Source organism: Betaproteobacteria bacterium, from assembly GCA_016720855.1.
In the GTDB taxonomy this organism is placed as follows: domain Bacteria; phylum Pseudomonadota; class Gammaproteobacteria; order Burkholderiales; family Usitatibacteraceae; genus FEB-7.
This window is the reverse complement of sequence record JADKJU010000001.1, coordinates 1,356,233-1,377,654: the sequence shown is the minus strand read 5'-3', so window position 1 is coordinate 1,377,654 and position 21,422 is coordinate 1,356,233. Positions and strand designations below refer to the sequence as shown.

At 67.6% G+C, this 21,422-nt stretch carries 20 protein-coding genes; 14 read left to right on the top strand and 6 right to left on the bottom strand.

Annotated features, from left to right (window positions below; translation table 11 throughout):
- Window positions 1-3: 3 nt before the first annotated feature.
- Window positions 4-732 (bottom strand): GTP cyclohydrolase I, encoded by a 729-nt coding sequence (locus IPP91_06090; GenBank protein MBL0141634.1) that lies wholly within the window; start codon window positions 730-732, stop codon window positions 4-6.
- Between the two features lie 174 nt (window positions 733-906).
- Here IPP91_06090 and IPP91_06085 point away from each other — a divergent pair, with 174 nt between their 5' ends.
- Window positions 907-1,227, top strand: a complete 321-nt coding sequence (locus IPP91_06085; GenBank protein MBL0141633.1) for a hypothetical protein — start codon at window positions 907-909, stop codon at window positions 1,225-1,227.
- A 95-nt stretch (window positions 1,228-1,322) separates the two neighbouring features.
- A complete protein-coding gene (locus IPP91_06080; GenBank protein ID MBL0141632.1) occupies window positions 1,323-2,732 on the top strand; it encodes a phenylacetate--CoA ligase family protein in 1,410 nt (469 codons plus the stop codon).
- 10 nt (window positions 2,733-2,742) lie between these two features.
- On the opposite strand, the gene IPP91_06075 is transcribed toward IPP91_06080, so the two are convergent.
- The gene (locus tag IPP91_06075; protein ID MBL0141631.1) at window positions 2,743-3,237 is read right to left on the bottom strand and encodes an ATPase; all 495 of its coding nucleotides are present in this window, start codon (window positions 3,235-3,237) and stop codon (window positions 2,743-2,745) included.
- Between the two features lie 181 nt (window positions 3,238-3,418).
- Between IPP91_06075 and IPP91_06070 the strand changes: the two genes are divergently transcribed.
- From IPP91_06070 to IPP91_06060, 3 genes are all read left to right on the top strand, one after another.
- Window positions 3,419-4,645 (top strand): TCR/Tet family MFS transporter, encoded by a 1,227-nt coding sequence (locus tag IPP91_06070; GenBank protein MBL0141630.1) that lies wholly within the window; start codon window positions 3,419-3,421, stop codon window positions 4,643-4,645.
- 11 nt (window positions 4,646-4,656) lie between these two features.
- A complete protein-coding gene (locus IPP91_06065; GenBank protein MBL0141629.1) occupies window positions 4,657-5,079 on the top strand; it encodes an SET domain-containing protein in 423 nt (140 codons plus the stop codon).
- A gap of 172 nt (window positions 5,080-5,251) precedes the next feature.
- Window positions 5,252-5,764: a DUF4230 domain-containing protein gene (locus IPP91_06060; GenBank protein ID MBL0141628.1), complete on the top strand. Its 513-nt coding sequence runs from the start codon at window positions 5,252-5,254 to the stop codon at window positions 5,762-5,764.
- A gap of 60 nt (window positions 5,765-5,824) precedes the next feature.
- On the opposite strand, the gene IPP91_06055 is transcribed toward IPP91_06060, so the two are convergent.
- Genes IPP91_06055 through IPP91_06045 form a run of 3 tightly spaced genes read right to left on the bottom strand, consistent with a single transcriptional unit; the run spans window position 5,825 to window position 7,259 of the window.
- Window positions 5,825-6,427, bottom strand: coding sequence for an arylesterase (locus IPP91_06055; GenBank protein ID MBL0141627.1), 603 nt, complete (start codon window positions 6,425-6,427; stop codon window positions 5,825-5,827).
- A 5-nt stretch (window positions 6,428-6,432) separates the two neighbouring features.
- Entirely contained in the window at window positions 6,433-6,972 is a 540-nt protein-coding gene (locus IPP91_06050; GenBank protein MBL0141626.1) for a YaeQ family protein, read from the bottom strand.
- An 11-nt stretch (window positions 6,973-6,983) separates the two neighbouring features.
- Window positions 6,984-7,259 (bottom strand): hypothetical protein, encoded by a 276-nt coding sequence (locus tag IPP91_06045; GenBank protein MBL0141625.1) that lies wholly within the window; start codon window positions 7,257-7,259, stop codon window positions 6,984-6,986.
- Between the two features lie 94 nt (window positions 7,260-7,353).
- Between IPP91_06045 and IPP91_06040 the strand changes: the two genes are divergently transcribed.
- The 8 genes from IPP91_06040 to IPP91_06005 all read left to right on the top strand — a co-directional run bounded on the left by IPP91_06040 (window position 7,354) and on the right by IPP91_06005 (window position 18,136).
- Window positions 7,354-8,823, top strand: a complete 1,470-nt coding sequence (locus tag IPP91_06040) for a M20 family metallopeptidase (protein MBL0141624.1) — start codon at window positions 7,354-7,356, stop codon at window positions 8,821-8,823.
- Window positions 8,823-10,034 (top strand): efflux RND transporter periplasmic adaptor subunit, encoded by a 1,212-nt coding sequence (locus tag IPP91_06035; protein MBL0141623.1) that lies wholly within the window; start codon window positions 8,823-8,825, stop codon window positions 10,032-10,034. The genes IPP91_06040 and IPP91_06035 overlap by 1 nt, the downstream gene beginning before the upstream one ends.
- Entirely contained in the window at window positions 10,031-13,129 is a 3,099-nt protein-coding gene (locus tag IPP91_06030; protein ID MBL0141622.1) for an efflux RND transporter permease subunit, read from the top strand. Before IPP91_06035 ends, IPP91_06030 begins: the two co-directional genes overlap by 4 nt.
- Before the next feature lie 304 nt (window positions 13,130-13,433).
- Window positions 13,434-14,549 carry a polyphosphate kinase 2 gene (gene ppk2 / locus IPP91_06025; GenBank protein MBL0141621.1) on the top strand — a complete coding sequence of 372 codons (1,116 nt, stop codon included), beginning with the start codon at window positions 13,434-13,436 and terminating at the stop codon, window positions 14,547-14,549.
- A gap of 67 nt (window positions 14,550-14,616) precedes the next feature.
- On the top strand, window positions 14,617-16,017 hold the full coding sequence (asnS, locus tag IPP91_06020; GenBank protein MBL0141620.1) for an asparagine--tRNA ligase: 1,401 nt from the start codon (window positions 14,617-14,619) through the stop codon (window positions 16,015-16,017).
- 101 nt (window positions 16,018-16,118) lie between these two features.
- Window positions 16,119-16,325: a hypothetical protein gene (locus IPP91_06015; GenBank protein MBL0141619.1), complete on the top strand. Its 207-nt coding sequence runs from the start codon at window positions 16,119-16,121 to the stop codon at window positions 16,323-16,325.
- 61 nt (window positions 16,326-16,386) lie between these two features.
- The gene (locus IPP91_06010; protein MBL0141618.1) at window positions 16,387-17,001 is read left to right on the top strand and encodes a glutathione S-transferase family protein; all 615 of its coding nucleotides are present in this window, start codon (window positions 16,387-16,389) and stop codon (window positions 16,999-17,001) included.
- A gap of 55 nt (window positions 17,002-17,056) precedes the next feature.
- Window positions 17,057-18,136, top strand: a complete 1,080-nt coding sequence (locus IPP91_06005) for a trypsin-like peptidase domain-containing protein (GenBank protein MBL0141617.1) — start codon at window positions 17,057-17,059, stop codon at window positions 18,134-18,136.
- A 74-nt stretch (window positions 18,137-18,210) separates the two neighbouring features.
- Here IPP91_06005 and IPP91_06000 read toward each other — a convergent pair whose 3' ends face one another.
- The gene (locus tag IPP91_06000) at window positions 18,211-18,963 is read right to left on the bottom strand and encodes a substrate-binding domain-containing protein (GenBank protein MBL0141616.1); all 753 of its coding nucleotides are present in this window, start codon (window positions 18,961-18,963) and stop codon (window positions 18,211-18,213) included.
- 206 nt (window positions 18,964-19,169) lie between these two features.
- On the opposite strand from IPP91_06000, the gene IPP91_05995 reads away from it, so the two are divergent.
- Entirely contained in the window at window positions 19,170-21,140 is a 1,971-nt protein-coding gene (locus IPP91_05995; protein MBL0141615.1) for a type IIA DNA topoisomerase subunit B, read from the top strand.
- The last annotated feature ends 282 nt before the right edge of the window (window positions 21,141-21,422 follow it).

Genomic DNA, 21,422 nt, shown 5'->3' with positions numbered 1-21,422 from the left:
CTCCTAGGTGCCTTTTCTCGCGAGGAGCGAGAGGAACTCGCGGCGCAGGTTCGGATCCTTGAGGAAGGAGCCGCGCATCACGCTGTTGATCATCTTGGAATCGGTGTCCTTCACCCCGCGCCACTGCATGCAGAAGTGATCGGCCTCCATCACCACCGCCAGGCCGTCGGGCTTCACGCGCTCCTGCAGCAGGTCCGCCAGCCGCGTCACCGCCTCCTCCTGGATCTGCGGGCGGCTCATGACCCAGTCGCACAGGCGCGCGTACTTGGAAAGCCCGATGAGATTGGAATGCTCGTTGGGCATGACGCCGATCCACACCTTGCCGATGATGGGGCACAGGTGGTGCGAGCAGGCGCTCCTTACCGTGATCGGGCCCACGATCATCAGTTCGTTCAGGCGCTCGATGTTCGGGAACTCGGTCACCGGCGGGTTGGCGTTGTAGCGGCCGCGGAAGACCTCGGTGAGATACATCTTCGCCACGCGCCGCGCCGTGCCCTTCGTGTTGTGATCGCTCTCGGTGTCGATGACCAGGCTTTCCAGCACGCGCTGCATCTTCGCTTCCACCTCGTCCAGCAGCTCGTGCAGCTCCCCGGGCTCGATGTACTTCGCGATGTTGTCGTTGGCGTGGAAGCGCTCGCGGCCCTTGCGCAGCCGCTCGCGGATCCGCTGCGAAACCGGGACGGCGGCATCGGCTTGCGGGGGCGGGGGCTTGGAGGAGGTCTTGTCGGCCATGGCGAAGCGGGAGGAAGTCAGCGGAACCCTATCCTAACCTTTCCCCGCAATCCCGAGGTCGAAGAGGCTGCGCGCCGTGTAAGCGATGCCGGCCTGCATTGAGTGCGCAGGGTAAGTCGAGGGCAAGGTAAAATATCCATCGACCAGTCACCACCACGCCAAGGATTCTGCAGAATGAACGACCTGAAGACGTTTGTCGCAGCCGCAGGCTTGCTGGCCGCGCTCGCACCGGGCGCGGCCGCTGCCCAGGCCGCTTCGGAGGAAGTCAAGCGCGCCTGCCGCAGCATCACCGCGCAGATCGCGAACACGATCGAAAACGCGAAGCGCAGCGGGGTGAAGGACCTGGAGCAGGGCGTAAGGAAACCCTCCGACAACTGGGGCGAGCAGGTGGCGACCTACATGATCCAGGCGGCCAACCGCTCCGACAGCCTTTCCCAGAGCGAGCTCGCCTCGCTGGGGCATTCCTACTGTGTCGAGCGGCGGCCCCGCAACTGAGGATCCCTTCCAGGTCAGGTTTTCCTGATCCAACCGGGGTTGCGCCGATTCCCGGGGGTGTAACAAGGGAACATGGGAGTTCTCCGGAGGAGGATGTGAAGGCCGAGAGCTGGTCGTTCCTCGATTCGATGTGGCGCTGGGCCAGCTTCACGATGGACGCGAGCTGGGCGCAAGCCGGGGGACGTGCATCCATCGCGCGGCTGCAGGCCGACCGGCTCTCGCGCCTCATCGGCTGGACGGCCCGCCATTCGCGCTTCTACGCCGCGCACTGGGGAAAGACTGCGCACCGCGACCTGCGCCTGACGGACCTGCCGCCCGTGCACAAGGCGCAGCTGATGGCGCATTTCGACGACTGGGTCACCGACCCCGCCGTCACGCTGAGGGGCGTGGAGGAGTTCATCTCCGATCGCGCGCGCGTCGGGCAACCGTTCCTGGGCCGCTACGCGGTGTTCTCCAGTTCCGGCACTACGGGCGTGCCGGGCCTGATCGTCCACGACGGGGATGCGCTGGCCGTCTATGACGCGCTCGGGGCGGTGCGCATGGGTTCCCTGGCGCCCGCGTGGAACTGGAACGATCCCTTGTCCGGCCACCGCTATGCGCTCATCGCCGCGACCGAGGGGCACTTCGCGGGCGTGGTCGGCTGGGAGCGCCTGCGCGCCCTGCACCCATGGTTCGAGGCGAACGCGCGCGTCTTTCCCGTGACGGCGCCTATTCGAGAGATCTGTGCCGAGCTGGACCGCTTCAAGCCGACGGTGGTCGCCTCCTATGCGACGGTGCTGCGCGCCCTGGCCCACGAGAAGGATGCCGGGCGCCTCGCGATCACCCCCTCCGTGCTCTGGTACGGCGGCGAGTGGCTCGCTCCCATGACGCGCGACCACATCGAGCGTGCCTTCGCCTGCCGGGTGGCCGGCGACTACGGCGCCTCGGAGTTCCTCAACATCGCCTTCGAGTGCGAGAAGGGCTCGCTGCACGTGAACGACGATTGGGTCGTGCTCGAGCCCGTGGACGAGCACTACGCCCCCGTGCCGCCGGACACGCCTTCGGCCTCTGTCCTCCTCACCAACCTGGCCAACCGCGTGCAGCCCCTCATCCGCTATGAGCTGGGCGACAGCGTCACCTGCGTGTCGAAGCCTTGCGGCTGCGGGCGCCTCTTCCCCGTGATCCGCATCGACGGCCGGCGCGACGAGATCCTGCGCCTGCACGACCTGAAGGGCCACGAGGTGCCGGTGATGCCCATGGCGTTGTGCACGGCCGTGGAGGAGGGCTCGGAGGTGCATCGCTTCCAGGTGGTGCAGACCGGCCCGCGTGCGCTTCGCGTGCGCCTGGAGCCCGCTTCGCATTCACGCGATGCCGCCGCGCGCGTGAAGGAATCGCTCGTGCGCTTTCTCGCTTGCCAGGGACTTGCGCGCATCTCGATGCGCATGGAGACGGGGCAGATCGCCGCCCACCCCGTGAGCGGCAAGTTCCGGCAGGTGTGGCGCGAGAAGACACACCACACCGCCTAGGGAATCGCCGCTACCTCGTCCAGACGGCGCGCACCAGGTTCTCGTCGGACTGGTAGCGCAGCTTGAGGTTGCCGTCGTAGGCCGCGCGCACCGCGTTGCCGATGGCGCGCGCGAGGTGGTTGCCCGTGGTGGTGATCTCGAGCGACTCGCCGCGCCCGCCGATATCCATCACGCGCTCCAGCGGATGCCCGGCCTTCTCGTAGGCCTCGCGCGCCTGCACGAGTTGCATCAACTCGTCGCGATGGGCCTGCACGAACGGCCCCTTGAGGGTCACGTAGCCGCCCGGGAAGCGGTCATGGATGCGCAGGCAGGCCGGGCAGGTCATCGACACGGCGTCCTCGGGGGTCGGGCCCCACGCCCAGCGGCCCTTGTGGAAGACCACGCCGCATTCCTGGCACCGCGCGTCGTGCGCGGGCTTGCCGACCTCGAGATACGGGTCGTCGTGGCGTGGGGCGAAGATCGGCTCATGCCGCCCTTGAACATGGCGATTGGGGGTGGTTTTCATCGCGATCTCCTCGGGAAAGTATCCCGACTCCAATCTACGCGCCGGGGGAGGCAGCGTTTTTTGCCCCGGATCAACGGGGCCTCGAATAGCTGCGGCGCGCGGCCCGGAGGGTCGCCCTGCCCGCCAGCGCGGCTCGTTCCTCGACAACGTAGACTCGCGGCTTTACGACGCCTTTTGATCCATGGCCGCCCGTCCCGCCGCCCTTTCCTTCATCTTCGCCCTCGTGGTGGTCGATGTGATCGCCATGGGCGTGGTGATCCCCGTCCTTCCGAAGCTCGTGGAGTCGTTCGAAGGCGGCGACACGGCGCGCGCGGCCGAGGTCTATGGCGTCTTCGGTACCGCCTGGGCGCTGATGCAGTTCGCCTTCATGCCGATCCTGGGCGCGGTGTCCGACCGGTTCGGCCGCCGGCCGGTGATCCTCATCTCCTGCCTCGGGCTCGGCCTCGATTATTTCCTGATGGCGCTGGCCCCGAACCTCGCCTGGCTCTTCGCCGGGCGCGTGATTTCGGGCATCACCGCGGCGAGCATCTCCACCGCTTTCGCCTACATCGCCGACGTCACGCCGCCGGAAAAGCGCGCCGCCGCCTTCGGGATGGTCGGCGCCGGTTTTGGCTTGGGATTCACCCTGGGTCCGGCGCTGGGCGGCGTCCTCGGCGGCGTCGATCCGCGGCTGCCGTTCTGGGTGGCGGGTGTCCTCGCGATCGCCAATGCGGCCTATGGCTACTTCGTGCTGCCGGAATCGCTGCCGAAGGAAAAGCGCGCCGCGTTCTCGTGGAAGCGCGCCAACCCCGTGGGCTCACTCAAGCTCCTGCGCTCGCACCACGAGCTCTACGGCATCGCGGCCGTGCTCTTCCTCATGCAGCTCTCGCACGTGGTGTTCCCGGCCGTCACCGTGCTCTACCTGGGCTACCGCTACGGCTGGGGCGAAATGGCGGTGGGACTGGTGCTGGGCGGCGTAGGTGTGTGCTCGATGATCGTGCAGGGCGGGCTCATCCGGCCGGTGGTGAAACGGATCGGCGAGCGGCATGCGCTGGGGGCAGGCCTTGCCTTCGGCGCCATCGGCATGGCGATCTACGGGGCGGCGTCCACAGGCACGCTCTTCCTGGTCGGCATCCCCGTCATGGCGCTGTGGGGCCTCGCGGGGCCGTCGGCGCAGGCGATCATGAGCCGGCGCGTGGACCCCACGGAGCAGGGCCGGTTGCAGGGCGCGACCGCCAGCCTGCAGGCGATCACCGGGCTGATCGGGCCGACGCTCTTCACGCAGGCCTTCGCGCAGTCGATCGCGAAAGGCGCGGGCGTACACGTGCCGGGCACGCCCTTCTACATGGCCGCGGCGATGCTGGTCGCCGCCGGGATCATCGCGTGGTGGGTCACGCGGCCTCAAAAGGGGCGAGGATCGCGGTGCTAGACTTTCGGCCCATGAAGCGCGTGGTTTTCTCGTCGCCGATCCAGGACGCGCTCATCGTCGGGCCGAGTCCGATCACCGGACGCGGTCTCTTCGCGGGCGGCTTCATCCCGAAACGCGCCAAGATCGGCGAGTTCGAAGGGGAGGTCGTTTCCATCGCCGAAGCGCGGCGGCGGGCGGCGAAGCTGAAGATAGTCGCCATCGTGGAACTCGAGCGCAAGGCGATCGATGGGCGCGGCCTGCGCACGGGCTTTCGCTTCATCAACCATTCCTGCGAGCCCAATACCTTCATGCGGCGCACGAAGGACCGGGCGGAGTTCTATGCGCGTCGCGACATCCGGAAAGGCGAGGAACTCACGGTGGACTACGAGGACAGCCACCACGAGGGCCGGCTTCGGTGCCGCTGCGGCGCGCCCGGCTGCCGCGGTTGGATCTAGTGAAACGAGTGACCTTGCGGTGCCAGGCAGCGCGGACCGGGTACCGCTGCGAACGCTCGCCGCGTGGCCAGGCGCTATATAGTCACCCGGCCTGCGTCGTTGCCCCCATGACTGGAGCGCCCCCATGACCGCAAAAGCGCTGCGAGTGTTGGCTGGTCTCGGAATATTGGCCGTGACGTTCGTCGCGGGACTCTGGATCGGCGGCCCCTCCGGGAAGCGCGAACCCGACCCCCCGGTGATACTGAAGCAGGTGCAGGCGCTGTCGGAGTTGGCGACCATCAAGTACGTGATGTCGAAAGTCGTTACCCACGAGATCGAGAAGACTTTCGGCAGGGACAAGATCCTGCTGGTGGGGCAGGGCGTGGTGAAGGCCGGAATCGATCTGGGCAAGGTGACCGCGCAAGACGTTCGCGTCAGCGGCACGGGCATCTCCCTGCACCTTCCGAAGACGGCGGTCACGGATGCCTACCTGGATGAAAAGCAGACCTTCGTGTACGACCGGAGAACCGGCTTTTTTGTTCGACCCGACAAGGATCTCGAAACCGAAGCGCGGCGAATGGCGCGCGAGGCGATCCTGACCGCCGCGCACGCCAGCGGCATCCACAAGGAAGCCGAAGCGCGGGCACGCGAGGTGATCGGCAAGGTGCTCATGGCCGCCGGCTTCGAAAGGGTCGAGTTCTACTGACCTCGGCGTGTCGTCGCGCACACGCGCATGGCATTCCCGGCGCTGCCGGGGCCGCACCGGCTAGATCGCGCCGGCCTTCGTGAGCATCTTCGCGACAGCCTGCGCGACCTGCGCATATCCGTCGGCATTGGGATGCACGAGGTCGCTCTTGAGCGACCGGGAGCCCAGCACATCGGCGAGCACATCGGCCTCCACGGGGATGGCGAACTCCTTGCCGATTTCCTCGTAGAACTGCACCTTCGAGGTCCCGAAGCCGGGCTTGGGCGTGGCAATGAGCATCACGGCAATGCCCTGGCCTTGCGCCAGGCGGATCATCGCGCGCACGTTGTTCGCGGCGGCCTCCTCGCCCGTCTTGCGCAGGAAGTCGTTGCCGCCGTGGCACAGCACCAGGAGTTGCGGCTTGACTTCCTCCAGCACTCCCGGAAGGCGGCGCAGCCCTTCCTCGGAGGTCTCGCCGGGCACGCCTGCCGCCACGACCTGGCGCGTAATGAGGCGGGCGAGCGCCGCGGGGTACGCCTGCTGCGTCGTTGCCCCCGTTCCGAACGTGAGGCTGTCGCCGAAGGCGAGCACCACGGCCGTGGAATCGAGCTTCGGGAGCTTCGGCACGGAAGAGCCGCACGCGGCGGCCAGCACGGCCGCAAGCGCGAGGAGGGCGTGACGCAATAGCCTCACGCGGCCTTGCGCACCACCGGCTCGATCGTGAGCGACACCTCGTCGTCCGCGAGCCAGACGTGGCCGTCCTGGATGGTGCACTGCAGCTTCATGTTCCGCGATGCCCGTGCCGCCATCGCACGGCTCGTCTCGACCGGGAGGTCGATCACGGCCACGTTGGCAAGCCGCTCCATCGCTGGCGCGTTCTGCTTCCACCACAACTCCGACCCGGTGCCATAGCTGTAGACCGCCACCCGGGAGGCGCGGCCGGACGCCTTGCGGATCTCGCGCTCCTCGGGCAGCCCCACGTCGATCCACAGGTCGATGGCGCCGGTGAGGTCGGTGAGGCAAAGATCCGCTTCGCCCTCGCTCGACAGGCCGCGCCCGAACGACAGGCGCTCGTCGGCATTCAGCGCAAACGCGAGGAGCCTCACCATCATGCGTTCGTCCGTCTCGGACGGGTGGCGCGCAAGCCTGAGCTGGTGCGTCTCGAAGTGCCCGCGGTCCATGTCGGAAACCGTGAGTTCCACCTTGAAGATGGTCGCCTTGAGCGCCACGAGGGCCGCGCCTACTTCTTCGCGGCCAGCCCCTTCTTGAGCACGTCGGCGACGGTCTCGTTCAGGTCCGAGCCGGAAGCCTGTGCGCGCGCCTGCAGTTCCTTCACGAGGTCGCCATGCAGCTTGCACGCAAAGGGCACGAGGCCCGCGGCGGCGTCGAGCTTGCGCTGCTCCTTGCGATCCGGAACCACGGCGGAGCCGCGGCCATAGCGGTCGGGAATGCCGCCGCGGCGCGTCTCGCCGTCTATCTTGAGGCCCTCGTTCTTGTGCAGGTCGGTGAGTTTCATGGGGCAGGGACTCGAAAGGGGAGGGAAGGCTCCATTTTACGCGGCCCGGGGAGGGCGCAGTAGAATTAGAGGTTACCCATCGAGGAAAGACCCCATGGCCGCCCGCCTCAACATCCCTGCCGTCGCCGCCGCCCCGCTCGCGGAGCGCATCGAAAGGCAGTGGGATGCCGACATCGTCCCGCAACTGGTGGACTACATCCGCATTCCCGCCAAGAGCCCGCATTTCGACGCCGACTGGGCGAAAAACGGCCACCTCGAGACGGCGATCCGCCTGGCGCAGAAGTGGATCCAGGCGCAGGGAGTCCGCGGCCTTGCGCTCGAGATCGTGCGCATCGAGGGCCGCACCCCGGTGCTCTATTTCGACATTCCGGCCACGGGGGGCCTTCCAGCCGACCGTTCGGTTCTCTTCTACGGCCATCTCGACAAGCAGCCGGAAATGACGGGCTGGCGCGAAGGGCTGGGACCGTGGCAGCCCGTCATCGAGGACGGCAAGCTCTACGGCCGCGGCGGCGCGGACGACGGCTATGCAGTCTTCGCGGCGCTCTGCGCCGTGATGGCGCTCGATGCCGAGGGGGTCGCGCGCCCGCGCTGCGTGGGGCTCATCGAGACCTGCGAGGAGAGCGGCAGCTACGATTTGCCCGCCTACCTCGACCTGCTCGCACCCCGCATGGGCGACGTGCAGCTCGTCATCGCCCTGGATTCGGGCGCGGGCAACTACGAGCAGCTCTGGGTCACCACCTCGCTCCGGGGTCTCGTGAACGGCACGCTCGAGGTGAAGATCCTGGAGGAAGGCGTGCATTCCGGCGACGCCGGTGGCGTGGTGCCGTCCTCGTTCCGCATCGCGCGGCGGATACTCGATCGCATCGACGATTCGCGCACGGGCGCGGTGTTGCCCGATGCGTTCAATTGCGACATTCCCGCCGACCGCCTCGAGCAGGCGAAGCTCGCGGCCGCGATCCTGGGCGAGTCGATGTGGAAGCGCTTTCCCTGGGCCTCGTGCTGCGACGACCAGGGCACGGCCTCGATCTTCGCCGAGCCGGTGACGAAGGACCCCGTGGAGTTGGTCCTCAATCGCACGTGGCGCGCGGCGCTCTCGGTCACCGGCGCCGACGGACTGCCGCCCGCGAATTCCGCCGGCAACGTGCACCGCCCGTTCACGACCCTCAAGCTCTCGCTTCGCCTGCCGCCGCTGATCGATGCCCCGAATGCGGGCAGAACCCTCAAGCAGGCGCTGGAAGCGGATCCGCCCTGCAACGCACGCGTCACCTTCGATTGCAGTTCCGCGGGGACGGGCTGGAATGCGCCGTCGCTCGCGCCCTGGCTGTCGGCCGCGCTCGATGCCGCCTCCCAGGCCAACTTCGGCCGGCCCGCCGCCTACATGGGCGAGGGCGGCACCATCCCCTTCATGGGCATGCTGGGCATCAGGTTCCCGAACGCGCAGATGCTGGTCACCGGCGTGCTGGGCCCGAAATCGAACGCGCACGGGCCCAACGAATTCCTGCACGTGCCTTACGCGAAGAAGGTGACCGTTGCCACCGCGATGATCATCGCGGCCGTTTGCTGATGCGCCGCCGCGCGTTCGCTGCTGTCGTCGCGCTAGCGCTCCTCGCGGCGCTTGGCGGCTGGTGGCTTTCGCGGCAGGGCGGCTCGCCGCGGGCCGCAGCCAAGGCCGGGGCCGCCGCCGTGCCCGTGACCGTGGCGACGGTCGAGCGGCGCGACGTGCCGGTGCGGCTGATCGCGAACGGCACCGTCGTGGCCATCCAGTCGGTGGACATCCGCGCGCAGATCACGAGCACCGTGCGCGAAGTGCACATCCGCGAGGGCCAGACGGTGGCCCGCGGCGAGCTCCTCGTCTCGCTCGATTCGCGCGCCGAGGAGGCGAACCTGAAGAAGGCCGAGGCGCAGGTGGAAAAGGACCGCGCCGACCTCGCGAACGCGCAGCGCACGCTGGAGCGCCAGCGCCAGCTCTTCGAGCAGAAATTCATCTCCCAGTCGGCGCTCGACACGGCGCAGAACCAGGTGGATTCGCTCAAGGGGCAGCTTGCGGTGGATATGGCGGCGGTCGAGTCGGCAAAAGTGGCGATCGGCAACACGCAGATCCGCGCGAGCTTCGCCGGGCGCACCGGCGCCATCGGCGTGCGCCCGGGCAGCCTCGTGCAGCCCAACGGGACGGTGCTCGTGACCGTGACCCAGATCGACCCGATCCAGGTCGCGTTCACGCTGCCGGAGAAGGAGCTTCCAGGCCTGCAGCGCGCGCTCGCCGCGGGCGCGGTTTCGGTCGCGGCCACGCCGGACGGGAGCGGGCAGGTGCTCACGGGGCGCGTGAACTTCGTCGACAACGCCGTGGACACTTCCACCGGCACGATCCGGGTGAAGGCGGAGTTCGACAACCGCGCGAACCGCCTGTGGCCCGGCATGTACGTGAACGTGTCGGTGGCGCCGCGCACGCTGGAGATGGCCCGCGTCGTGCCGGTGCAGGCTGTGCAGACGGGGCCGGAGAACCGGTTCGTCTTCGTGGTGGGCGATGACAGCAGGGTGACCCTGCGGCCGGTGCTGGTCGAGTATCTCGATTCGGGGATTGCGGCGGTGACCGGCGTCGAGCCCGGCACAAAGGTGGTCCTGGAAGGTGCGCAGAATCTGGGCGCCGGCAGCCTCGTTTCCCTGCCCGAGTCGAAGTCCGGCAAGGCCGAAGACAAGGCAGAGGGCCGGGGCAAGGCAGAGAGCCAGGGCAAGGCAGAGGGCCAGGGCAAGGCCGCCTCGAAGGCGCCGTCGTGAACTTCTCCGAGCCCTTCATCCGGCGACCGGTGATGACGGTGCTCCTGTCGGCCTCGTTCGTGGTGGCGGGCCTCATCGCCTATGGCGACATCCCGATTGCGGCGTTGCCGCAATTCGACACGCCGACCATCTCGGTGAGCGCCAACCTGCCGGGCGCGAGCCCCGAGAACATGGCCTCGTCGGTCGCGACTGCGCTCGAGAAGCAGTTCGCCACGATCTCGGACGTGAACGTGATCACCTCTTCCTCGACGCTCGGCAACACGCAGATCACGCTCGAGTTCGACCAGGAGCGAGACATCGACAAGGCGGCGGTGGACGTGCAGGCCGCGCTCCTGCGGGCGGCGCGCTCGCTGCCCGTCGAGATGACCAACCCGCCGTCGTACCGCAAGGTGAACCCGGCGGACGCACCTATCCTCTTCGTCACGCTCACTTCCCCGGCGATGGCGCTCTCGGAGCTGAACAGCTTCGCCGAGAACCTCATTTCGCCCACGCTCTCGACGCTGCCCGGGGTGGCGCAGGTGAACATCAACGGGCAGAAGCGCTTCGCCGTCCGGGTGCGCGCCCGGCCGGACGCACTGGCCTCTCGCGGCCTCACGCTCGACGACATCGCCACCGCGCTTCGCACGGCCAACGCGAACACGCCCGTGGGCACGCTCGATGGCCCGCGCCAGACCCTCACCATCCAGGCCAACCGCCAGATGACGACGGCGGCGCAGTTCGCGCGTCTCATCGTGGCGAACCTGCCCGGCGGCCAGACCGTGCGCCTGGAGGACGTGGCCGACGTCGAGGACAGCGTGGAATCGATCAAGACGGCGAGCTGGGCCAACGGCGCGCGCGCCATCACGCTTTCCATCCAGCGCCAGCCGGACGCGAACACGGTGACGACGGTGGACAGGATCCGCGCGACCATCCCCGCGCTCATCGCGCAGATGCCCGGCTCGGTGCGGCTCGAGGTGCGAAACGACCGGTCGATCCCCATCCGCGCGGCCATCCATGACGTGAAGGTGACGCTCGCCATCACCATCGGGCTCGTGGTGATGGTGATCTTCCTCTTCCTGCGCCACCCGACGGCGACGATCATCCCGGCGCTCTCGCTTCCCATCTCGCTCCTGGGGACCATCGCGCTCATGAAGGCGCTGGGCTACACGCTGGACAACGTGTCGCTGCTGGGCATCACGCTGGCGGTCGGCCTCGTGGTTGACGACGCGATCGTGATGCTGGAGAACATCGTTCGCCACGTGGAGGCGGGCGAGGCACCGATGTGGGCAGCGCTCAAGGGCTCGAAGGAGATGGGCTTCACCATCGTCTCGATCTCGCTGTCGCTCGTGGCGGTGTTCATCCCGATCTTCTTCATGCCCGGCGTGATCGGCGGGCTCTTCCACGAGTTCGCGGTGGTGGTGTCGCTCGCGATCCTCGTCTCCGCGGGGGTATCGCTCACGCTCATCCCGCTGCTGGGCTCGCGCTTCCTGCACCGCTTCCGCGAGGACGACCCGGTGCTTCGCTGGACGGCGTGGTTCGAGGCCATCTTCCGCTGGACGCTGGAGCGCTACGGGCGCAGCCTCGACTGGTGCCTGAGTCACCGGTCGATGGTGGTGGCGGTGGCATTCGGTTCGCTTGCGGCGACCATCGTGCTCTTCGTCGCCATCCCGAAGGGCTTCTTTCCGACCGAGGACCTCGGGCAGGTCATCGTCACCGCCGAGGCGGTGGAGGACATCTCCTTCCCGGCGATGTCGGAGCTGCTGCAGAAGGTGGGCAAGACCATCGGCGACAACCCCGCGGTGGAAACGGTGATCGTGAACGCCTCGAATTCGAACGCCGGGCGGCTGTTCCTCAACCTCAAGCCCCGCGGCGAGCGGGGGAAGATGGACAAGGTGCTCGAGGAGCTTCGCCGTGACGTGCGCCGCATCCCCGGCGTGAGCGTCTATTTCACGCCCCTGCAGAACCTGCGGCTGGGCGGACGCATCAGCAAGGCCCGCTACCAGTTCGTCCTGAAGAGCGTGGACGATCGCGGGCTGCAGGATGGCGCCACCCGCCTCATGGGGCTCATGCGCGCCGACCCGGTCTATCGCGACGTGACGAGCGACTCGCAGCTTCGCGGCCTGCAGGCGCAGCTCACCATCGACCGCGACAAGGCGAACACCCTGGGCGTGCAGATCCAGGACATCCGCAACGCGCTCTACTCCGCGTTCGGCGAACGCCAGGTCTCGACGATCTACACCGCGACCGACGCCTACCAGGTGATCCTGCAGGCGGGCGACCCGGACAGGCGTGACGAGAGCGCGTTCTCCAAGATCTACCTGCGCGCCAAGGGCGGGGCGCTCGTGCCCCTCAGCTCGATTGCGAGCGTGGAGCGAAGCGTGGGACCGGTTTCGATCAACCACCAGGGGCAGCTCCAGGCGATCACGGTTTCCTTCAACCTTGCGCCGGGCGCATCGCTTGGCGAAGCGTCGAGGAAGGTCGAGCGCTTCGCGCGGGAGGCGGCGCTGCCCTCGTCCGTGCTCACCAACTGGGGCGGGGACGCGGCCGCCTTCCAGGCGTCGCAGGCGAGCCAGATCTGGCTGATCGTGACCGCGCTGCTCGCCATCTACGTGCTGCTGGGCGTGCTCTACGAGAGCTACATCCACCCGATCACGATCCTGGCGGGGCTGCCATCGGCCGCGGTGGGCGCGCTCATCACGTTGTGGGCGTTCGGCATGGATCTGTCGATCATCGCCATGATCGGCATCCTGATGCTGATCGGCATCGTGAAGAAGAACGCGATCATGATGATCGACTTCGCGCTCGACGCGCAGCGCAACCAGGGGATGGCGCCCGCGCAGGCGATCCGCGAGGCGTGCCTGCTGCGCTTCCGGCCGATCATGATGACGACCTCGGCGGCGCTCATGGGCGCGATCCCGATCGCGCTCGGCCTGGGCGCCGGCGCGGAGCTGCGCCAGCCCCTCGGCCTGGCGGTGGTGGGCGGGCTGCTGCTTTCGCAGGCCGTGACGCTCTACATCACGCCCGTCATCTATGTCCTGCTCGACCGCTACTCGGGGCGCGGGCCGGTGACGGCCAGGTTCGACGAGCGCACGGGCGTACGGGCACCGTCGCTTTGACGGGAATCAGAGGCCGCCAGGTCGTGCGTGCTATACGGAATTCATCGGCCCGCATTTTTCGAGGAGTGTCCTGATGTCGTCCACCCGCCGCGTCACCGTCCGCCGCAAGCCCCGGCGTCCTGCGGCCGGAAAGCTCGTTCGGAAAGCGATCTCGACGCCCCCGGCGAACGCGGGCCCGAAGCCCGTCGCGAAGCCCCTCGCAAAGGGTATCTCGAAGCCCGTCGCGAAACCTGCTGCGAAGGGAGTCTCGAAGCCCGTCGCGAAACCCGCTGCAAAGAGGATCTCGAAGCCCGCTGCAAAGAGGATCTCGAAGCCCGCTGCAAAGAGGATCTCGAAGCCCGCGACGAGAAGCGCGGGGCGGATCGTCCCGAAGGATGCCGTGCGCCGCGCGGAAGCGGGCGATACCGCGCCGGTGCTGGAGCCCGGCGCCATCGAGGAGTACGCGATCGAACAGGCGGGCGAGGCCGCGGACGAGGTGACGGCCGGCGCCATCCGCGACCTGCTCGAGGGCGTGACTCCGGGCGACGCGGCCCGGATCCTGCGCTCCGTGCTGGAGCAGCAGAAGGGTTTGGACACCCTGGCGCGCCGGCATGCCGACCGCGAGCTCGCGGACACCTGGCAAGAGGGGGGCTATCCCTACAAGAACCTCCTTTCCCGCAAGAGCTACGAGCGGCAGAAGTACCGCCTGCAGGTGGAGCTACTCAAGCTTCAGGCGTGGGTGAAGGACACCGGCCAGCGCGTCGTCGTGATCTTCGAGGGGCGTGACGCCGCCGGCAAAGGGGGAACCATCAAGCGCTTCATGGAGCACCTGAACCCCCGCGGCGCGCGCGTGGTGGCGCTGGAGAAGCCCACGGTGGAGGAGCGCGGCCAGTGGTACTTCCAGCGCTACGTGGAGCACCTGCCCACCGCGGGCGAGATCGTCCTCTTCGACAGGAGCTGGTACAACCGCGCGGGTGTTGAGCGCGTCATGGGCTTTTGCACCGATGCCGAATACCAGGAATTCATGCGCCAGGCGCCGGAATTCGAGCGCATGCTCGTCCGCCAGGGCATCCACCTGTTCAAGTTCTGGTTCTCCGTGAGCCGCCGCGAGCAGCGCCGCCGCTTCAAGGAGCGCGAGGTGCACCCGCTCAAGCAGTGGAAGCTCTCGCCCATCGACAAGGCATCGCTCGACAAGTGGGACGAGTACACGCAGGCGAAAGAGGCGATGTTCTTCCACTCGGACACGACCGACGCCCCGTGGATCGTGATCAAGAGCGATTGCAAGAAGCGCGCCCGAACGAGCGCCTTGCGTTACCTGCTGCACAAGCTCACCTACACCACCAAGAGCCCCGAAGTCATCGGCGCGCTCGACCCGCTCATCGTCGGCCGGGCGCAGGTGGTGTTCGAGCGAGGCGAGAACATCATCACCGCACCCACCTGAAAATGGGGACAGACCCCTTTTCGGGAAAAGGGGTCTGTCCCCATTTTCCAAAAGTCCCGGGATTGCCATGAACGTCCTTTCCTGCAAGTCCATCCTAGCCGGCACCGCGCCCGCCGGCGAGCCCGTGATGCTGCGCGGCTGGGTGCGTACCCGCCGCGATTCCAAGGCGGGCCTGTCGTTCGTCCACCTCTCCGACGGATCGTGCTTCCATCCGGTGCAGATCGTGGCGACCAACACGCTGGCCAACTATGCCACCGAGGTCGTGCACCTGACGGCGGGCTGCGCGATCGAGGCCGTCGGCACCATCGTTCCTTCGCCCGCCAAGGGACAGCCCTTCGAGATGCAGGCGGAGCAAGTGAAGGTGATCGGCCGCGTGGACGATCCCGACACCTATCCCATCCAGCCGAAGGCGCACACGATGGAGTTCCTGCGCGAAGTGGCGCACCTGCGCCCGCGCACCAACGTGATCGGAGCGTGCACGCGCGTGCGCCACACGCTCGCGATGGCGATCCACCGCTTTTTCCACGAGCAGGGTTTCGTGTGGGTCAACACTCCCATCATCACGGCGAGCGATGCAGAGGGGGCGGGCGAGCTCTTCCGCGTCTCCACCCTGGATGCCGCGAACCCCCCGCGCGACGCCTCGGGCAAGGTCGACTTCACGAAGGACTTCTTCGGCCGCGAGGCGTTCCTGACCGTATCGGGGCAGTTGAACGTGGAGAGCTATTGCATGGCGCTCTCCAAGGTCTACACGTTCGGCCCGACGTTCCGCGCGGAAAACTCCAACACCAGCCGCCACCTGGCGGAATTCTGGATGATCGAGCCGGAGATCGCCTTCGCAGACCTCGCCGACGACGCAACGCTCGCCGAAGCCCTCCTCAAGGCCATCTTCCGGGCAGTGCTCGAGGAGCGCCCCGACGACATGGCCTTCTTCGAGGAGAGGATCGAGAAGGGCGTCATCGCCAAGCTCGAATCGATGGTCAGCGCCGATTTCGAGCGCATGGACTACACCGAGGCCGTCAAGGTGCTCGAGGGCACGAAGCAGAAGTTCGAGTTTCCCGTGAAGTGGGGGATGGACCTGCAGAGCGAGCACGAGCGCTTCCTCGCCGAGAAGCACGTCGGCAGGCCCGTGGTCCTCATGAACTACCCGAAGGAGATCAAGGCGTTCTACATGCGCCTGAACGAGGACGGGCGCACGGTCGCGGCCATGGACGTGCTGGCCCCGGGCATCGGCGAGATCATCGGCGGCAGCCAGCGCGAGGAGCGGCTCGACGTGCTCGACCAGCGGATCACCGCCACCGGACTCGACCCGGCCGCCTATGGCTGGTACCGCGACCTGCGCCGCTACGGCACGGTGCCGCACGCGGGCTTCGGCCTGGGGTTCGAGCGCACCGTCGCGTACGTGACCGGCCTGGCCAACGTGCGCGACGTGATCCCGTTCCCGCGCACGCCGGGCAGTGCTCGGTATTGAAGCGGGAGCGGCGCAGGTCGCGGGACGTCGAGCGCAGTCGTTGCGCTGGCGCAAGAGGACAGGCTCGGACAGGGCGACAATAAGCGGGCGGAGCCCGCGACATGAATCTTGACCACCTTCGGCTGCAACTGAACGACCTCGAGCACCGGTCCGAGAACGCGCGCGATCCCTTGGATGTGCGCAGGATCACGGTGGAATGCACTGCGCTGGAACGCTCGATCGCCACGGTCGAGGAGGAACTCCAGCAGAGCATCGCCATGCTCGAAGGCATCCGCAAGCGCCTGCGCCGCCTGCGCGCCCGCCGCTAGGGCGCGATTTCGCGCCGCGCAATTTGCGGCAGAATGCCGTCTTCATCGACGAAAGGCCGCCATGAAGCTCATCGGCATGCTCGACTCTCCGTATGTCCGCCGCGTGGCGATCTCCCTGAAACTCATGGGCATCGCGTTCGAGCATCAGTCTGTCTCCGTGTTCCGGGACTTCGAGCGCTTCCGCGAGCTGAACCCGGTTGTGAAGGCGCCCACGCTCATCTGCGACGACGGGGTGGCGCTCATGGACTCGACGCTCATCCTCGATTACCTCGAGGGCCTGGTGCCGCCGGAGAAGCGGCTCATGCCGCTCGCGGGCGATGCGAGGCGCGAGGCGCTCCGGCTCACGGGGTTCGCGCTGGCGGCCTGCGACAAGTGCGTCAGCCTCGTTTACGAGCACGAGCAGCGCCCCACCGACAAGCGGCACGAGCCGTGGCACGAGCGTGTCCTCGGGCAGGCGCTTTCCGCCTTCACGGTGCTGGAGGATGCCGTGGGCAGGGCCGACCCGTGGCTGCAGGGCGCGGGTCCCAACGCCGCCGACATCGCCACCGCGGTGGCCTGGCGATTCGGGCAGTACTACAACGCGGACCTCGTGCCGGCCTGGAAATATCCGTCGCTCGTGAGGTTTTCCGCGCAGCTTGAGGCGCTGCCGGCCTTCGAGTCCACGCCGCTCGATTGACCGGCCTTGATGCCGGCGTGAACAGTCACGACCTTCCGGGGTCCATACTCCGATCATGTCCTCCATGAAGAAATCCCTGCTCTTCGCCGCTGCCGTGATGTCGGCCGCTGCCGCCTTGTCGCCGTGGGCGCAGAAGGGCGGGGCGCCGGAGCCCCGCGCGGTGACGCCCCGTGGCCCCCTGCAGCCTCATGAGCTGGCGCTCGCGAACCTCTTCGAGGCGACGGCGCCCTCCGTCGCCTACATCACCACCGAGCGCCTCGAGCGCAACGGGCTCTTCTCGGCCGGCGTCGCGCAGGGGGCGGGCAGCGGTTTCGTGTGGGACACGGAAGGCCACATCGTCACCAATTTCCACGTCCTGGCCGGCGCGCGAAGCGTCGCGGTGAGCCTGGATGCCGGCAAGCCCATGGAGGCGAAAGTCGTCGGTTTTGCGGAGGACTACGACCTCGCCGTGGTCAAGCTCGCCACGCCCCCGAAGTACCTGAAGCCCATCCCGCTGGGAACATCGCGCGATCTGCGCATCGGGCAGACGGTGTACGCCATCGGAAACCCCTTCGGTCTTTCGCGCACGCTTACCACCGGCATCGTGAGCGCGCTGGACCGTCACCTGCCCACCTCGGAGTTTCGCGAGATCGCCGGGGCGATCCAGACGGATGCGGCCATCAATCCGGGCAACTCGGGTGGGCCGTTGCTCGACAGCGCCGGGCGCCTCGTCGGCGTGAACTCCGCCATCCGGTCGATTTCGGGCGCCTCGGCGGGTGTTGGCCTGGCCATTCCCGTGGACCTCGTGAACCGCATCGTTCCGCAACTCATCGCGCGCGGAAAGGCGTCGCTGCCCGGGATCGGCATTCGCGCCGTGGATCCCGTGATCGCCGCGCGGGCGGGAATCACCGGCGTGGTGGTTGCGGAGGTGATGCGCGGCTCTCCCGCCTCCGACGCCGGCCTCGTGGCCGTCGACCGCCGCACCGGAGAGGTGGGCGACGTGATCATCGCGGTGAACGGACATCCCGTGGAGGCGATGGGCATCTTCGCCGCTGAACTCGACCGCGCCGGCATCGGCACCGTGGCCGAACTGACCGTGATCCGCGAACGCAGGGAACGCAAGGTGAAGGTCAAGATCGTGGACGTCCAGCGTTAGGGAGAAACAGGGTCAGCGTACTTTGTGCAAGAATTGTGCAAAGTACGCTGACCCTGTTTCTCCCTAACCGAAGTTCAGCGCGCGACCTGGGCCTTCAGCGCCGCGATGACGCGGGCCACCTTCTCGCTCGGCGCGCCGATCGTCACGAGCCCCAGCGGCCGTTCGACCTTGTCGGTCACCACCACCGCGACGGCCCCGGGCTTCACGAAGCCGGCCCCCAGCCCGCCGATCGCGCCGGGCGCCGCGGCCACCTCGTCGCTGATCCTGTCCACCGGGACGGCCTTGGCCATGGCGACGTAGTCCGCGCCTTTCAGCACCGCCTGCCGGATGAGGCCGCGCGTGGCGCTGGAAGCGGTATCGGTGACGACCAGGATCGCGAGGTCGGCGCCGCCAACTTCCTTCCAGTTGGCGATCCTGCCCGTGTGGATGTCGCGGATCTGCGCGTGCGTGAGGCTGCGCACCGCATTGGCCGGGTTCACGACGAACACGATCTGGTCGCTCTTGATGGCGACCATCTGCAGCTTCGTGGCGTCCACCACGCGTCCGCCCGCCTTGGCGGCGGCGACGGTGGTCTCGAGGTCCGCGGCGGCGAGCGCTGCGTCGCACTTGCCATCGACCAGGTCGATAAGGCCCTTCCCGGCGTTGCTCTTGTCCACCACAAGGACATAGCCGGTCGCCTTCTCGACGGCGGCCTTGTTGGGCGTGACGAGGTTGTCAACGGCGCTTGCGGCGCCGTTCAGGCGCACGGTCTCCTGCGCGGCGGACGGGAAGGACAGGGCCAGAGGAAGGCAGGCGAGGGCGATCGCGCACCCGAGGCGGGTATTCATGGGCATTTCCTTTCGTATCGGAGTTGCGAGGGGCCGCTCAGGGAGCGCTTCAATGGAGTGGACCCGCCCGCGGGAGATTACCCCGTCTGTGCTTCCGCAGCGAGGCCAACCGCTTGTCGGGTGTCAGACGCCGTGTCCGCCACCGCAGGTTCGCACAGGCAGGCGCGACCGCTTAAAATGCCGGATTCACCGAACGCCCCCCACGCATGACCTCCTCCCGATACGACGAACGATCCATCCGCGTCCTGAAAGGCCTCGAGCCGGTCAAGGAACGCCCGGGGATGTACACCCGGACCGACACGCCGCTGCACATCATCCAGGAAGTCGTCGATAACGCCGCCGACGAGGCGCTGGCCGGCGCGGCCACGATGATTACCGTCACGCTGCACGCCGATCGCTCCGTGAGCGTCGAGGACGACGGCCGCGGCATCCCCGTGGGCCCGCACCCCGAGGAGAAGGTGCCCACGGTCGAGGTGGTGTTCACGCGCCTGCACGCCGGCGGCAAGTTCGACAAGAAGACGGGCGGCAGCGCCTACGCGTTCTCCGGCGGCCTGCACGGCGTGGGTGTCTCCGTCACCAATGCGCTGTCGAAGCGCCTCGAAGTGCGCGTGAAGCGCGATGGCGTCGCCTGGGCGCTTGCCTTCGAGGATGGCTTCCTCGTGGACAAGCTCAGGAAGACGGGCACGACTGCGTCGAAGCAGACCGGCACCTGGGTGCGTGCCTGGCCCGATGCCAGGTATTTCGACAGCGACAGGATCAAGCGCGCCGAGCTCGAGCACCTGCTGCGCGCCAAGGCGGTGCTGCTGCCCGGCCTCGCGATGCGCCTCACCGACGAGGCGACGGGCGACACGGTCGAATGGAAATACGAGGGTGGCATGGCCGCCTATCTCCAGGAAAGCCTCGCGGGCGAGGAGGGGGTGGCCAGCCCCGTGATCGTGGGCGAGTCGTACTGCGGCGAGGGTGACCCGCAATTCGCGCAAGGCGAGGGGGCTGCGTGGGCGCTGGCCTGGTGCGAAAGCGGCGGGGGCGGCGAGTCCTACGTGAACCTGATTCCCACCGTCGAGGGCGGCACGCACGAGTCGGGCCTCAAGTCCGGCGTCTTCGACTCCATCCGCGAATTCTGCCTGCACCACGAGCTGCTCACGCGTGGCGTGACGCTGCAGACGGAAGACGTGTGGAAGCACCTGCGCTTCGTGCTTTCCACGCGCATGCTCGACCCGCAGTTCCAGGGGCAGACGAAGGCAAAGCTCAATTCGCGCGACGCGGTGAAGCTCGTGGCTTCCCGCCTCAAGGACCCGCTGGACGCATGGTTGAACCAGCACGTCGAAGCGGGCAAGAAGATCGCCGAGCTGGCGATCCGCGCGGCGGTCGCGCGCCAGAAGGCCGGCAAGGCGACCGAAAAGCGCCGCGGCTCCGGTGTTGCGGTCCTTCCCGGCAAGCTCACCGACTGCGAGAGCGAGGAGATCGCCCGCAACGAGCTCTTCCTCGTCGAGGGCGACTCCGCCGGCGGCTCGGCGCGCCAGGGACGCGACCGGCACTTCCAGGCGATCCTTCCCCTGCGCGGCAAGATCCTCAACACCTTCGAGGTCGATCCCACCCAGATCTACGCCAATAACGAAGTGCACGACATCGCGGTCGCCCTCGGCATCGAGCCGCACGCCATCCCGGAGGCCGCCAAGGCGCTCGCCGGCCTTCGCTACGGCAAGGTGATCATCATGGCCGACGCGGACGTGGACGGCTCGCACATCCAGACGCTGCTGCTGGCGCTCTTCTTCCGGCACTTCCCGGGGCTGCTGGCCAACGGGCACATCTTCGTGGCGCAGCCGCCGCTTTACTGCGTGAAGGTCGATGCGCAGGGCAAGTCCCGCCCCGAGCGGCGCCTGTACGCGCTGGACGAGGCGGAGCGCGACGCGATTCTCCTCAAGCTCGAGGACGAGAAGGTGCGCGAGAGCGCCGTCCATGTCGGGCGATTCAAGGGCCTGGGCGAGATGAATCCCGAGGAGTTGCGTGAGACGACCATGAGCCCGGACACGCGGCGGTTGCTGCCGCTGACCGTATCGACGCAGGTCCTGGCCGACACGCACAGGGTCTTCACGCTGCTCATGGGGAAAGGCGAGGCCGCGTCCAGGCGCAGCTGGCTGGAAGAGCGCGGCAACCTCGTCGAGGCGGACATCTAGTGGCTTCGGCAAGCCGATGATGCGAGAAGCGGGGGCAATGTTGCGGGGAGCGAAGGAGATGCTGCGGGACGCGGAGGCGAGGCTGCAGGGAGCGGACCCGCGCAAGGATGCAGGAAAACAAAAGTGGAAGGTGCTTTTTTTCTTTTCTGGCCGAGTCAAGGTGCTTCGGGCATCGTTGTCCGAGCCCATGTCGAAGTGCCCACCGCTTCGACTTCGACTGCAATCTCATTCGGCCAGAAAAGAAAAAAGAACACCTTCCACTTTTTTTTCCTGCAGTGGCTT